This is a genomic window from Mesorhizobium sp. M1227, from assembly GCF_040318315.1.
In the GTDB taxonomy this organism is placed as follows: domain Bacteria; phylum Pseudomonadota; class Alphaproteobacteria; order Rhizobiales; family Rhizobiaceae; genus Mesorhizobium.
Window position 1 is genome coordinate 342769 of record NZ_JAMYLZ010000002.1, and the last position, 12436, is coordinate 355204.

At 62.8% G+C, this 12436-nt stretch carries 15 protein-coding genes; 7 read left to right on the forward strand and 8 right to left on the reverse strand.

The genetic code is table 11. The features are described 5' to 3' along the window. Positions 1 to 14: 14 nt before the first annotated feature. Genes NKH28_RS04965 through NKH28_RS04985 form a run of 5 tightly spaced genes read right to left on the reverse strand, consistent with a single transcriptional unit; the run spans position 15 to position 5514 of the window. Positions 15 to 1046 carry a histone deacetylase family protein gene (locus NKH28_RS04965; protein WP_352978020.1) on the reverse strand — a complete coding sequence of 344 codons (1032 nt, stop codon included), beginning with the start codon at positions 1044 to 1046 and terminating at the stop codon, positions 15 to 17. After that, complete coding sequence (locus NKH28_RS04970) at positions 1043 to 1555, reverse strand: GNAT family N-acetyltransferase (RefSeq protein WP_352978022.1); 513 nt, start codon at positions 1553 to 1555, stop codon at positions 1043 to 1045. The genes NKH28_RS04965 and NKH28_RS04970 overlap by 4 nt, the downstream gene beginning before the upstream one ends. Before the next feature lie 9 nt (positions 1556 to 1564). Next, positions 1565 to 2494: a 3,5-dioxohexanoate:acetyl-CoA acetone transferase gene (gene kce / locus NKH28_RS04975; protein WP_352978024.1), complete on the reverse strand. Its 930-nt coding sequence runs from the start codon at positions 2492 to 2494 to the stop codon at positions 1565 to 1567. Positions 2495 to 2504: 10 nt separating this feature from the next. Continuing rightward, complete coding sequence (locus tag NKH28_RS04980) at positions 2505 to 3872, reverse strand: aminotransferase family protein (protein WP_352978026.1); 1368 nt, start codon at positions 3870 to 3872, stop codon at positions 2505 to 2507. Between the two features lies 1 nt (position 3873). After that, the gene (locus NKH28_RS04985; protein ID WP_352978028.1) at positions 3874 to 5514 is read right to left on the reverse strand and encodes a N,N-dimethylformamidase beta subunit family domain-containing protein; all 1641 of its coding nucleotides are present in this window, start codon (positions 5512 to 5514) and stop codon (positions 3874 to 3876) included. Positions 5515 to 5669: 155 nt separating this feature from the next. Between NKH28_RS04985 and NKH28_RS04990 the strand changes: the two genes are divergently transcribed. The 5 genes from NKH28_RS04990 (at position 5670) to NKH28_RS05010 (ending at position 8429) form a co-directional block, all read left to right on the forward strand. After that, positions 5670 to 5918, forward strand: coding sequence for a ParB N-terminal domain-containing protein (locus NKH28_RS04990; protein ID WP_023674751.1), 249 nt, complete (start codon positions 5670 to 5672; stop codon positions 5916 to 5918). Positions 5919 to 6039: 121 nt separating this feature from the next. Beyond that, entirely contained in the window at positions 6040 to 6525 is a 486-nt protein-coding gene (locus NKH28_RS04995) for an SRPBCC family protein (protein WP_352978030.1), read from the forward strand. A gap of 22 nt (positions 6526 to 6547) precedes the next feature. After that, on the forward strand, positions 6548 to 7504 hold the full coding sequence (locus NKH28_RS05000) for an alpha/beta fold hydrolase (protein ID WP_352978032.1): 957 nt from the start codon (positions 6548 to 6550) through the stop codon (positions 7502 to 7504). Between the two features lie 195 nt (positions 7505 to 7699). Then, entirely contained in the window at positions 7700 to 8098 is a 399-nt protein-coding gene (locus NKH28_RS05005; protein WP_023674754.1) for a GFA family protein, read from the forward strand. Positions 8099 to 8216: 118 nt separating this feature from the next. Next, complete coding sequence (locus NKH28_RS05010) at positions 8217 to 8429, forward strand: hypothetical protein (RefSeq protein ID WP_352978035.1); 213 nt, start codon at positions 8217 to 8219, stop codon at positions 8427 to 8429. Between the two features lie 13 nt (positions 8430 to 8442). Here the strand turns inward: NKH28_RS05010 and NKH28_RS05015 are convergent, their stop codons facing one another. Then, positions 8443 to 9357 (reverse strand): hypothetical protein, encoded by a 915-nt coding sequence (locus NKH28_RS05015; protein ID WP_352978036.1) that lies wholly within the window; start codon positions 9355 to 9357, stop codon positions 8443 to 8445. A gap of 259 nt (positions 9358 to 9616) precedes the next feature. Between NKH28_RS05015 and NKH28_RS05020 the strand changes: the two genes are divergently transcribed. Further along, the gene (locus tag NKH28_RS05020) at positions 9617 to 10636 is read left to right on the forward strand and encodes a GH25 family lysozyme (RefSeq protein WP_352978038.1); all 1020 of its coding nucleotides are present in this window, start codon (positions 9617 to 9619) and stop codon (positions 10634 to 10636) included. A 229-nt stretch (positions 10637 to 10865) separates the two neighbouring features. Next, the gene (locus NKH28_RS05025; RefSeq protein WP_502906604.1) at positions 10866 to 11171 is read left to right on the forward strand and encodes an endonuclease domain-containing protein; all 306 of its coding nucleotides are present in this window, start codon (positions 10866 to 10868) and stop codon (positions 11169 to 11171) included. Here the strand turns inward: NKH28_RS05025 and NKH28_RS34435 are convergent. Together NKH28_RS34435 and NKH28_RS05035 are read right to left on the reverse strand one after the other, a co-directional pair. Then, entirely contained in the window at positions 11090 to 11611 is a 522-nt protein-coding gene (locus NKH28_RS34435; RefSeq protein ID WP_502906605.1) for a type II toxin-antitoxin system HicB family antitoxin, read from the reverse strand. The two genes, NKH28_RS05025 and NKH28_RS34435, sit on opposite strands and share 82 nt — an antisense overlap. 69 nt (positions 11612 to 11680) lie before the next feature. Then, the gene (locus NKH28_RS05035) at positions 11681 to 12427 is read right to left on the reverse strand and encodes an AbiU2 domain-containing protein (protein ID WP_352474039.1); all 747 of its coding nucleotides are present in this window, start codon (positions 12425 to 12427) and stop codon (positions 11681 to 11683) included. Positions 12428 to 12436: the final 9 nt, after the last annotated feature.

Sequence of the window (12436 nt, forward strand, 5' to 3'; positions counted from 1 at the left end):
CCCTCGCGGGCGGATCATCGCTTGTGGGCGCCGCCAAAACCGGTGAGGAAGGCGGTGAGATTGTCGCCGAGCTCGTCGCAGAGATAGCCGCCTTCCTGGACGATGACCGTTGGCAAGCCGAGCCCGGCGATCACCTCGCCAATGCGCGAAAAACCAGGCGTGCTCACCGACAGCCCGCCGAACGGATCGCCTTCGAAGGCATCTAGCCCCAGCGCCACCACAAGCGCATCGGGCGAGAAGGTGTTGACGCGCTGGAACGATGCCTCCAGCGCTTCGAGGAACGCTGCATCGCCGGATTTGCGCGGCAGCGGCAGGTTGAGATTGTAGCCGAGGCCGGCGCCTTCGCCGCGCTCGTCGCCATAGCCCCAGAAAAACGGGTAGAAGCGCACCGGGTCGGCATGCAGCGACACGGTGAGCACGTCCGGCCGGGCATAGAAGATGCCTTGCGTGCCGTTGCCGTGGTGCAGGTCGACATCGAGGATCGCCACCCGCGCCGCCTGCTTGCGCAGAACCTGTGCAGCGACGGCCGAATTGTTGATGAAGCAGAAGCCGCCGGCGACATCGGCAAAGGCGTGATGGCCGGGCGGCCGGCACAGCGCATAGGCGGCCGGCGCTCCCGACATCACCGCCTCGGCGGTTTCAACCGCGCTCCAGGCGCTCCAAAGCGCGCTCTGCCACGTCTCGCCGGAGATCGGGCAGGCGGTGTCGGCCATGTGATAGCCGGCCTGGCCGACCGCCGAGGCCGGATAGGAGCCGTTCCGCGCGATCGGGTGGATGTTGGGGATGACCTCAGCCGAGGCGCCCTCGATGCGCTGCCAGCGCGCGAAGATATGGTGAAGGAAATCGAGATATTCCGGCGTATGTACCGCGGCAATCGGGCCGAGCCCGTGATCCCGCGGCCGTTCGATCGTGCAGCCGGCAGCCTTTGCGCCGGCCAACAATCGCTCGACCCGTTCCGGCTTTTCCGGATTGGGCTGCGGCGCGCCGCTTGAGAGGAACGCCTTCGGGTCGTGGCGCTTCTGTTCTTCGGCATAGAAGGCTTTCATGTTGGCTCCTCCGGTGCATCGGCAAAGGCGAAAAAGGCGTCGCCGACGATCTTCTGCACCTGCTCGTAGCTCGACCAGGCAATGCCCAATCGTTCGTAAAAAGCCTTGGCGGTCTCGTTGTCGGTATCGACGGACAGCCTGAGATAGGCGCCGCCGTCCTTCCGGCATTGCGCCGCGACCCGGCGCAGCAGGCGTTCGCCGATCCTGCGGCCACGAAAACGGTCCTCGACATAGAGGTCCTGCACATAGACGCCGGGCCGTCCCATCCATGTCGAGAAGATCGGGAAATACAGGCACAGCCCGGCAAATTCGCCACCGACTTCGGCGATCAAGGTTGAGAAGGCAGGCTTTTCGCCAAAGCCATAGGTGCGGAGATCCTGAGCCGTCGAGGTGATCTCCTGATGTGCGCCGACATGCGCGCCGAGCCGCAGGAGCGCGGCGTGGATCGTTTCGACGTCCTCGACGGTCCCGGGCCGGATGACAATGTCTCTTGACGGTGGGTTGGTCACGTTCGCATCTCAGAACGCCACGCGGTCGCCGCCCTTGAGCGCCAGCATCTGCCGCGCCTCGGCCGGCGTCGCGACGTCCAGCGACAATCCGTCGAGCACGCTGCGGATGCAGCGCACCTGGTCGGCATTGGACTTGGCGAGCTGGCGCCCGTCGTAGAGGCTGTCCTCCAGCCCGACGCGGACATTGCCGCCCATCGCCGCCGCAATCGAGATCATCGGCATCTGGTGGCGTCCGGCGGCCAGCACCGAAAACCGGTAGCTGTCGCCGAACAGTTTGTCGGCGATGCGCTTCATATGGATCAGGTTTTCTGGATCTGCGCCGATGCCGCCAAGAATGCCCAAAACAAACTGGATGAATAAAGGTCCGGACACCAGTCCACGATCGCGAAAATGCGCCAGCGAATAGAGATGGCCGACATCGTAGCACTCGAATTCGAAGCGCGTGCCGCAACCACGCCCGAGCTTCTCGAGCACCGTCTCCATATCGGCAAAGGTGTTCTTGAAGATCGTGTCGCGGGTAGCCTCGAGCAGCTTCGGCTCCCATTCGTGCTGCCATTCTCGCGGCCGCTCGAGCATCGGGAACAGCGCAAAATTCATTGAACCCATATTGAGCGAACACATTTCCGGCTCGGCCCTGAGCGGCGCGGCCAGCCGCTGGTCGAGCGTCATCAGCGACGATCCGCCGGTGGTGATGTTGATCACCGCGTCGGTCGCCTGCTTGATGCGCGGCAGGAACTGCATGAACACCTCGGGGTCGGCGGTCGGCCGCCCATCCCTAGGGTCGCGGGCATGAAGATGCAGGATCGAAGCGCCGGCCTCGGCGGCGGCGATCGCGTCTGCGGCGATCTGGTCCGGCGTCACGGGCAGATGCGGCGACATCGACGGGGTGTGTACCGACCCGGTGATGGCGCAGGTGATGATGACTTTTCGCGACGCCATGGTTCGCCTCTCAGCCTTCGACCGGCAGGTCGAGCTCGCCGGCCAGCACCTCGAGCGAGTCGCCGATGATGGATATGATCTCGCCGATCTGCGCGGCGGTGACGATCATCGGCGGCGCGACCATGAAATTGTCGCCGTCGACGCCGCCCTTGACCTTGCGTCCGTAGATGATCAGGCCGCGCTCATAGGCGAGGTCGAGCAGCCGCTGGGTGGCCTTCTTTGCAGGCTCGATCGGCCTCAGAGTGTCGGGATCCGCAAGCATCTCGGCACCGGTGAGCAGGCCCTTGCCACGGACGTCGGCGATGAATGGAAACCGCTTCGCCAATCGCTTCAACTCGTCCATCAAAAGCTCGCCCATGTCAGCCGCATTGGCGATCAGGCCGAGACGGTCCATTTCGCCGAGTACGGCGAGCCCGGCGGCGCAGGCGAGCGGGTTGCCGGCGTAGGTGTGGCCGTGCTGAAAGCCGCCCGACGCGAGCAATGGCTGCACCAGCCGCATCGGTGCCGCCAGCGCGCCGAGCGGCGCATAGCCCGAGCCCAGCCCCTTCGACAGCGCGACGATGTCGGGCTTGCAGTTCCAGTGGTCGCCGCCGAGGAATTTTCCGGTGCGGCCGGCACCGCTCATCACCTCGTCATGGATGAGCAGGATGCCGTAGCGATCGCAAATCTCGCGGATGCGCGGATAGTAGCTGTCGGGCGCCACCAGTGCTGCCGTGGCAGCGCCGCCGACCGGCTCCATGATGAAGGCGAGCACGCTCTGCGGTCCCTCGGCGAGAATCTTTTCCTCCAGCATGTCGGCGTAGCGGATGCCGCGCTGTTCCATCGAAAGATTGTCGCGGTCGCGCCAGGCGATGGGCGCCGGCACGGTCGGCATCATCTGCATCACCGGCACAAATGTTTCGGACAGCGCATCGTCGCCGGTAACGGCGAGCGCGCCGAGCGTGCCACCATGATAGGAGGGAAAGCGCGAGATCACCTTCCAACGGCTGGGCTGGCCGGTGGCGACCGCCCATTGCCGCGCCAGCTTGATGCAGGATTCGGTCGCTTCCGAGCCGCCGGAGACAAAGAAGATGCGGTCCATGCCTTCAGGGAGTTTGGCGGCCAGCTGCCGCGCGAGCTCCTCGGCCGGTTCGTTCTCGAAATGCAGACGGTAAGCGAAGGTGGCGCGGTCCATCTGCCGTTTCATCGCGTCGAGCACGTTGCGATTGGAGTGGCCGATATTGGCAACCATCGGACCGCTCGATCCGTCGATGAAGCGGCGGCCATCCTGCGTCCACATGTAGATGCCTTCGGCGCGGTCGATCAGCGGCCGGCGCAGGCTGGATAGATAAAACAGATGCGAGGCTTCGCGAGTTTCCGGGGCAGGAGACTTCAACATGTCATGGCTTTCCAAGATAGCGGTCAAGGACATTTCTGGTGACGCGCTCGACAATCGCATCCTGCCTTAGCAGGCCGGCAACCCATTCGCAGCTTCCGGCGTGAAACACCTCGCCTTTGCCGCGCGGGAAATTGACGATCATGCCGTTGCCGCGTTTGACCTTGTCGAGGTTGGCATCGCTTGCCTCGCCGAACAGCGTCTCGGCGGTGAAGCGTCCGTCCTCGTCGCCGAGAAACTGGTCCTCGAACGCAATGTCGGCGCTTTCCTCGACCTGGCTCGCCATGCCGACCGCGAGCACCTGCAGGCCGTCCGGCGCACCGCTAGTGGTCGTGGGGTAGGGCAGGCCGCCGCGGATCTCGAAATCGAGCCCGTCGACCTCGTAGCCATAGACATGGCTGTCGGCGCCGAGCAGATCGCCATAGTAGATGCCGGTGCCGGCAAACGCCCAATGCTCCGGCCGGTAGACCGGAAAGCCGCGTACGCCGCGCGGCGCGCAGCCGCCCCAGCCGGCATAGACGCCTCTTGTCGCGTTAAGCCCGAAGGACGCCGCACCCGGCCGGCCGATTTCCGGCGCTTCCCAGGAATTGGTGGCGCGCCTTATATCGCCGCCGCGATAGGCCGGGTCCTCGGCACGGGCGCGGTATTTGTAGCAGACCTGCCGGCGGCCTTCGTCCTCCAGCCTGGTCTGCCACATGAAATTGCCGGCAAAGCGCGCCGCATGACCGCCGCGCTCGACATAGGTGTCGACCGCATCGCGCATTTCCCAAGTCCAATATTCGTCGTGGCCGACCAGGACGACGCAGTCATAGCCGTCGAGAATGTCGGGCGAAAAATGGAGATCGTGCTGGCTGGCGAGATCGACGGCGTAGCCGGCACGCTCGGCGAAGCGGAAGAAATGGCTGTCGTAGCTTGCCCAGCCGGCTGAGGCGTATTTCTTCGAATGGCCGGTGGCAAAGGCCCATTCCATATGCGGATAGCGCGGCACGGTTTTCGGCGGCACGGCGACTTCGAGCGGCACGCGCGGCGCGTCCCTGGGCAGCTCGACGAAGCCGCGGCACCAAGGCCGCTGCGTCGACACCATTCGTGCATATTGGTCCCGGCCTGGCCCGGTGATGCCTTCGTAATGGTTGGAACCGCCCCATGTGTTGTAGGCGAGCCAGGTGCCGGTGGCCGCCACCTGCAGCACACGGCCAGGCTTCTTGCCGGGCTGCGGCGCGACGATGAAAAGGTGATGACAGCGGATCGGCTTGCCGTCCCGGCCATCTGCTGTCAGCGTCACGCGATAGGCGCCGGACGGCCAGTCGTCGCCGATCCGAAACTCGAACGACGCTTGCCAGCCGCAGCCTTCGACCGAACATTGGTCCGGCGTATCTTGCCAGCGCGCCGCGATTCCGGTCCCTTCGAACATTGTCGTTTCCGCGCCGCCGTCGCGGATGATCGCGATGCCGAAACTGGCGGCCGTCGAACTGACATGCAGCGCCACCATGTCGCCAGGACGGTAGGAAAAACGGTCGCTGTAGCACCAGATTTCGCCGCGCCCGCCATCCATACCGGGCCATTCCCAGTAATGGCTGCGCACCGCCTGGCGTCGCTGCTCCGGCGTCAGTCCGAAATCGGGAAACTCGGTCGGCAGGTGGTTCATGGACACCGCTAAGGTCGAAGGCCGCCATTTCGGCCATCCGCCGGCCAAGCGTCAATTGGAAACGATCGGGCCAGCCATTGCCGGGCGCTCCCTTGGCGTTGCCGGACAAACAGACTATCTCACAAAACGCGGCCTTGTCCGCCACGGGAGCCGACATGCTGAGAGTGCAAAAGGTTAGGGTCAACGATATCTACGTACCGACGGCGCGCAAAAAGACGCTGCATCCCGAGACCGTCCGCCATCTGGCCGAGGACATTCTGGAAAACGGCATGAAGATGCCGATCCAGGTGCGCCATGACGGCAAGCGCCATATCCTGGTCGAAGGGTTGCATCGGCTGGAAGCGGCCAAGTGGCTCGGCGAGACCGAGATCGACGCCTATCTGGTGCAAGCCAAGCGCCACTGAAGCCACTTATTTCCGTCGTTCGAATCTCCTGTCCCGCGGATTTTTTCGCGGGCCGTGTCGGCTTGCGTCGTGTCGGTTCGTCCTAGACACGGAAGCCAAAACCGACGTGTGAGGAAACACCATGACCACCAAGCTCGACATCGCCCCCAACTCCGACCGCGAGCTGGTTCTCGCGCGCATCATCGATGCGCCGCACGAGAACGTCTATCGCTGCTGGACCGAGCCAAAGCTGTTGACGCAATGGTTCTCGCCGAAGCCGTGGATGACGCCGCGCGCCGAATTGGATGTGCGGACCGGTGGCTCCACCCTTGTCGTCATGGCCGATCCCGACGGCAAGGAGTTCCCGAATCCAGGCATCTTCCTCGAAGTCCTACCGGGCAAAAAGCTCGTCTTCACCGATGCCTATACGAAGGCGTGGGAGCCGTCCGAAAAGCCGTTCATGACGGTCGCGCTGACCTTTGAGGACGAGGGCGAGGGCAAGACCCGCTACATTGCCCGCGTCGCGCATTGGTCGGTCGCCGACCGCGAACAGCACGAGAAAATGGGTTTTCACGAGGGCTGGGGCCAGTGCGCCGACCAGCTTGAGGAGGTCGCCAAGCGACTTTGATGCAAACGGGAGAGGGAGACTGATGTCCAGATCGGTATTTTTCGCCATTTTCGCCTCGGCCGCCGCGCTATTTGCCGCGCCGGGCACCATCAACGCAGAGGAGGCCAAGCCCGCCATGACGACCGCAACCGCAACACTGCCGACGCCGGAAAAATCCGGCCTGCTGCCGATCAACGGCCTGAACTATTATTACGCCGTCTATGGCAAGGGCGAGCCGCTGCTTCTGCTGCATGGCGGTCTCGGCACGATCGACATGTTCGCGCCGATGCTGCCGAAGCTTACCGAGAACCGCACCGTGATCGGGGTCGACCTGCAGGGCCATGGCCGCACCGCGCTCGGCGACCGGCCGCTCAGCCTGGAGGCGATGGGCGACGACATGGCGGCGATCGTCAAGGCACTCGGCTACGACAAGGTCGACGTCATGGGTTATTCGCTGGGTGGCGGCGTCGCCTTCCGCATGGCCGTGCAGCATCCCGAAACGGTGCGCCGCCTGGTGCTGGTCTCGACCGGCTACGCCGCGGACGGCTTCTACGCCGAAATGCGTGGCCAGCAGGCACAAGTCGGCGCGGCGATGGCCGACATGATGAAGGACACGCCGATGTACAAATCCTATGTCGCGGTCGCGCCGCATCCGGAGGATTTTCCGAAACTGCTCGACCAGCTCGGCGCCTATATGCGCAAGGACTACGATTATTCAGCCGACGTGCCGAAGCTGAAAATGCCGGTCATGCTGGTGTTCGGCGACAGCGACATGTACCAGCCCGAGCACGAGATCAAGTTCTACCAGATGCTTGGCGGCGGGTTGAAGGACGCCGGCTGGATGCGCGAGAACCTGTCGCAAAACCGCCTGGCGATCCTGCCGAACCGCACCCACTACGACGTGTTCTTCGCGCCGGAACTGACAGCTGCCACGCTGCCGTTCCTCAATGGCGAGACCAAGGTCAAGACCTGGGATGAGGTCGTCAACCAAACGAACTGACGCCCGGTTAATTGTCTGCCGGCCGTCTCCTGCGCGATGGCCGGCATTTCGTTGATGAGGCCTTGGCGCGGCGCATCTAGCCGATCGCCCATCGGCCGGATCACAGCTTTGGATGGCGCCATCAAAGCTTTTCAATTGACGCCGCCACGCCTATCGATAGGTATCGCCTATCCTCGCAGGGAAGGGACACGGGCGATGGCAAGATATCAGGGCGGGTGTTTGTGCGGTGCGGTGCGCTACCGTGCCGAGGCGGCACCGATCAATGAGCGCGTCTGCCATTGCCGGCTCTGCCAGAAGGCACTGGGTGCCGCCTTCAACGCGCGCGTGCTGTTCCGCATCGACGATGTGACAGTCGACGGACCGCTGGCGACGGTGAATTCCTCGCCCGATCTCAAGCGCGGCTTTTGTCCCCGCTGCGGCACGACGATGTTTTCCCGACGCGATTCCGCCGGCATCATCGGCATCACCACCGGCTCCCTCGATGATCCCTCGGTGTTCAGGCCTGAGATGCATATCTGGACCGCCTCGAAGCAGCCCTGGGTGCAGATCGATGACGGCCTGCCGCAATATGAAGGCGCGCCACCTCCGGCTTGAGGTGAAATCTGGACAAAATTTAATCCGAAGCGACACGAGATAGCCGGCAAAGCGTCATTGGCGGGCCATCATTGCTGCCTATCTATTGCGTGCGGGCGGCAGTCGAGGAGGCGACGGAATGAACGACAGCATCAACACCCTGGACGAGCTCTTGAGCGATCCGATGATCAAGCTGGTGATGGAGCGCGACCGCGTGCAGCCGGCAGAACTTCGTACGCTGCTCGAGGAAAAGGTCCGCCGGGCGGACGACGATGTGGCGGTCAACGATCGTTTTGGACCGCCGGCCCACCTGATGGCCACGACCTGCCACAAGCTGTGGCTGTGCGGCTAGGGTCTTGAAACGGTCAGCCGGAATTTGCCGGCAAATAGCTGTAATGGCTGCGGAAATAGGCAAGCTTGAAGCCGAGGCGTGCATAGTTGCGATAGGCCGGCCCGTCGCGTTCGGCGCGCGGCGCCTCGATGTCGGCCACGAACAGTTTTGCACCGGCCGCAAGTCCGTCGCGCACCATCGCTTCGCCGAGCATTGCATCGAGGTCGAAGCTCGGCGCCATGGTGCCGGGAACCGGCGCGTCGATGCCGCTCCAGACCATGCCGTCGGCACCGATGAACATCGAGCGCACCGCCGCCACCGCGCCGTCCCGCCGCAGCATGTAATGCTGCCAGCCGCGTCGGCCGGCCAGCGCCAGCAACCACGGTGAGGTCGGCAACCGATATTGGCTGTCGATGAACCCGGCCCATTCCCTTGCCGTTGCCGGCGTCACCCGCTCGACCGAGACATTCTTCTTCGGGAAAAGCGGCTCCGTTGGCAATGGCGCGGCGTCGCGAAAGATGCGTTCCCACCCGCCCTGACGCTGCAGGCCGCGCGCCTCGAGCCAGCAGCTGAGCGTCGCCGGCTCGGTATGTGGATTGGTGTAGAACCAGGGCCTCAGAATACCGGCCTCGCGATAATGCGCCAGAAGCGCGTCAAGCCGGCTCTCGGTGGCTGCGCTATCGACACCGAAATTCTTGACGCAGTTGAAATGGATGAACGGGATCGTCGTGCAGGTGGTCCAGACGAGATCGCCATCTTCGGCAATGGCAAGGCCTTGCCTTGCGGCAAAGTCTGCCGGGGCGGCGCGATAGAGATCGAGCCAGGCATCGACCTCGGCGCGTTCGATGACGCGGCTGAGATCGCCAGATATCTCGTCGATCCCGATGGCGGGCGAGTGTGGCTCGGGCGGGGCCACGGGCTGCAATTCTGACAAGGCGGCGGGCTGCATGACTTCCTCCCAAGTATGGCCTTACACCGTAAGATTAGTGGAGACTAATCTCATGCCGTGAGTTGTCAAGTGGGATTGCGAGGCAGCCAGGTGGCCGAACATTGGAGGGACAGCACACCTCCGCCCGGCCAACGTCCCGCTGCAAAGCCCTAACAATTCGATTCAAACTTTGTTGGTAGTTTCTTGTTAGGAATCCAGCTTGGTTTGTCCGGCGGCGTTGTCCTGCCTTCGGTCTGTTGTGTTTTGCGTACAGGTCCAGATGCGGTTATCAGGCGTCGTCATCTTCTCGATCGCAGCGCTCTGCCTTGCCGGCTGCACGTCGGCCTCCGGCGTCGATGCGCTGCAAGTGCCGTCCACCGAGACCACCAGCTCGGTTGTGCGGCCACCCGCGCCGGTGGCATCTGCTGCGAAAACTGATGCTGCGCCCGCCTTCGCGGAACAGGAGCAGGACGAACAACAGGTCGCGATGGACGTACCCGATCAGGACGTCGAACCGCCGGCCGAGGTGATCGCGCTGATGTCGCCGCCGAAGCGGCTGACACGCGCGGCACCAGCAATGCTTGCCGAACCGGTCACGCGCTATGGTTTTCGCGATGCCAAGCCGATCAATTTCGGCAAGGCATCATCGCCCAGACGCCTCGCCGTCCACGGCGTCGACGTCTCGCGCTGGCAGGGCAATGTGAACTGGGGAAAGCTGCGCGCCCAGGGCGCCAATTTCGCCTACATCAAGGCGACTGACGGGGGCGATCATCTCGACCCGATGTTTACCAGGAACTGGCGCAATGCCGACGCCGCCGGCCTGAAGCGCGGCGCCTATCACTTCTTCTACTGGTGCCGCACCGCCGGCGAGCAGGCCGACTGGTTCATCCGCAATGTGCCGAGGGTCGAGGGCGCGCTGCCGCCGGTGATCGACGTCGAGTGGAACGGCGAATCCAGCTGCAAGCGTCGCCCGTCGCGGCAAAAGGTGCTGGAGAAGATGCAGGTGTTCATGGACAGGCTGGAGCGCCATTACGGCCAGCGCCCGATCATCTACACCGCGCCCGACTTCTACCGTGACAATCTCAGGGGCGCCTTCCCCGATTATCCGTTCTGGCTGCGCGCCGTGGCGGCGCACCCATCAAAGGTCTATCCCGACCGCAAATGGCTGTTCTGGCAATATTCCGGCTCCGGCCTGTCGCACGGCGTAAGAGGCCGCATCGACCTCAACGTGTTCCATGGTGATGAGAGGGCGTGGCGCGACTGGGTTGATGGAAGGCAGATGGTAGCGGAGGCGGAGTAGCGGCAGCTCTTGCCTTCTCTCCTTGTGGGAGAAGGTGGATCGGCGCGCAGCGCCAAGACGGTTGAGGGGTGTTGGACGGAGTGCGTCGGTGCCAAGCTGGAGCACCCCTCATCCGACCTCGCTTCGCGAGGCCACCTTCTCCCACAAGGGGAGAAGGGATAGCGCTCGGTTTTCCACACTTGGTCTCAAATTCCTTGGACGTCATGCCCAGATTGGATACCCTCGTCCCATGCCGCACCAGCCCGTCGCGCCGACCAAGCGTCGTTTCCCCCGCTCTATGCGACGCGAGCCGACCGAGGTGGAAGACCGCCTGTGGCATGAGCTGCGCGGACGCAAGCTCGACAGCATCAAATTCCGGCGTCAGGTCCCGGTCGGCCGGTTCATCGCCGATTTCGTTTGCGCCGAGGGCAGGCTGATTGTCGAGATCGACGGCAGCCAGCACGCGGATTCGGGCTATGATCGGGAGCGGGATGCCGAATTGAAGGCGAGGGGCGCGTGCTGCGCTTCTGGAACGATGACGTGCTGCGGGATCTGAACGCCGTCTGCGATACCATCATCGCCTACGTACGGGACGAGAGTTTGCAGCCTTGGCGGTAGCGCGCTCTCCCCTTCTCCCCCTGTGGGAGAAGGTGGCTCGGCGCGGAGCGCCGAGACGGTTGAGGGGTGTTGGACGGAGCGCCGCCGGTGCCAAGCTGGAGCACCCCTCATCCGACCTCGCTTCGCGAGGCCACCTTCTCCCACAACGGTAGAAGGGGAGATCGCACCTTCTACGCCTCTACATATTCCGCCAGGCTGACCCCCTTTGGGTACATCCAGCCCATTGGCCCGCAGGCCTTCGATATGAAAGCGTATTGCGTCACGAATTTCGGCTTCAACCTCAGGCACCGTCGCACCGGTGGCGATGCAGCCGGGCAGATCCGGCACATAAGCGGAAAAATTGTTTCCGGCTTTTTCAATCACCACCGCGTAACGCATCGGTCTCACCTGAGCTTGATTTAGCACTGCAAAGGGGAAGTGATATTGGAGTCGGACGACGATGGCAGTCTATCGGCTAGTTGCCTTTGGTAGCTTTAGGTCAAAATCGACTGTATAGCGTTTGCTGGGCTCCGTACCTGTGCGAATCCAATCATAGCTATTTTCATACCTAACCCGGGTTCCAGAATTATATTCTGACTCCCTCAAAGCTCGATATTTCCTGCCGTCGTCAATGTACGTCATCAACTCAATAGCGTCGTAGTCTCCCATTTCCAAAAGACCCATGTCGCTATCAAAATGCTTGGCGTTGATCCATCGAAGCACCTCATGAATCGAAAGGATTGCCCTCGTTATCCTCTTTCCGGTTGCAGGGGCCAGCTTATTAGCAACACCCGTCGATTGCTCTAAGTCGTTGTGGGCAATTCGCTTGTCTCTCCAAGTTCTAGCAAACGACGTTTTTTTGGCCGCTGTTTCAGCGCGTTGTTTCAATCTGCCCTTATATCTTGATGGATCAAGGTGAACCAAGGTCCAAATGCTGAGGTTCCGTCGCTGCCCGGTTCCGGCCGTGTCGCTCAATCGGCAAATGCCCAACAAGACATGTTCGAGCAATACGCTCTGCATCGCATGCCAGAAGCTCCCGCTACTGTCATTCAGAAGGTTAACTCGCTCCTGGCTACCAAATAGCGCCTCATAGCGGTCCCATGAGGATGAAACCCGCCAAAGCTCTTGGCAGCAATGGTGGAAGGCAAGCCCATAATCGTTGCCCAGCACAGTTATTTCGTTAGCAAGAGCCTCGGCAGCAGTGCGGTGTGTCATCGGAAAATC

Bases quoted from the DNA above. Each gene is read 5' to 3' on its own strand.
- NKH28_RS04965 (WP_352978020.1), bottom strand. From the start codon at position 1,046: ATGAAAGCCTTCTATGCCGAAGAACAGAAGCGCCACGACCCGAAGGCG.
- kce (WP_352978024.1), bottom strand. From the start codon at position 2,494: ATGGCGTCGCGAAAAGTCATCATCACCTGCGCCATCACCGGGTCGGTA.
- NKH28_RS04980 (WP_352978026.1), bottom strand. From the start codon at position 3,872: ATGTTGAAGTCTCCTGCCCCGGAAACTCGCGAAGCCTCGCATCTGTTT.
- NKH28_RS04985 (WP_352978028.1), bottom strand. From the start codon at position 5,514: ATGAACCACCTGCCGACCGAGTTTCCCGATTTCGGACTGACGCCGGAG.
- NKH28_RS04990 (WP_023674751.1), top strand. From the start codon at position 5,670: ATGCTGAGAGTGCAAAAGGTTAGGGTCAACGATATCTACGTACCGACG.
- NKH28_RS04995 (WP_352978030.1), top strand. From the start codon at position 6,040: ATGACCACCAAGCTCGACATCGCCCCCAACTCCGACCGCGAGCTGGTT.
- NKH28_RS05000 (WP_352978032.1), top strand. From the start codon at position 6,548: ATGTCCAGATCGGTATTTTTCGCCATTTTCGCCTCGGCCGCCGCGCTA.
- NKH28_RS05005 (WP_023674754.1), top strand. From the start codon at position 7,700: ATGGCAAGATATCAGGGCGGGTGTTTGTGCGGTGCGGTGCGCTACCGT.
- NKH28_RS05010 (WP_352978035.1), top strand. From the start codon at position 8,217: ATGAACGACAGCATCAACACCCTGGACGAGCTCTTGAGCGATCCGATG.
- NKH28_RS05015 (WP_352978036.1), bottom strand. From the start codon at position 9,357: ATGCAGCCCGCCGCCTTGTCAGAATTGCAGCCCGTGGCCCCGCCCGAG.
- NKH28_RS05020 (WP_352978038.1), top strand. From the start codon at position 9,617: ATGCGGTTATCAGGCGTCGTCATCTTCTCGATCGCAGCGCTCTGCCTT.
- NKH28_RS05025 (WP_502906604.1), top strand. From the start codon at position 10,866: ATGCCGCACCAGCCCGTCGCGCCGACCAAGCGTCGTTTCCCCCGCTCT.
- NKH28_RS34435 (WP_502906605.1), bottom strand. From the start codon at position 11,611: ATGCGTTACGCGGTGGTGATTGAAAAAGCCGGAAACAATTTTTCCGCT.
- NKH28_RS05035 (WP_352474039.1), bottom strand. From the start codon at position 12,427: ATGACACACCGCACTGCTGCCGAGGCTCTTGCTAACGAAATAACTGTG.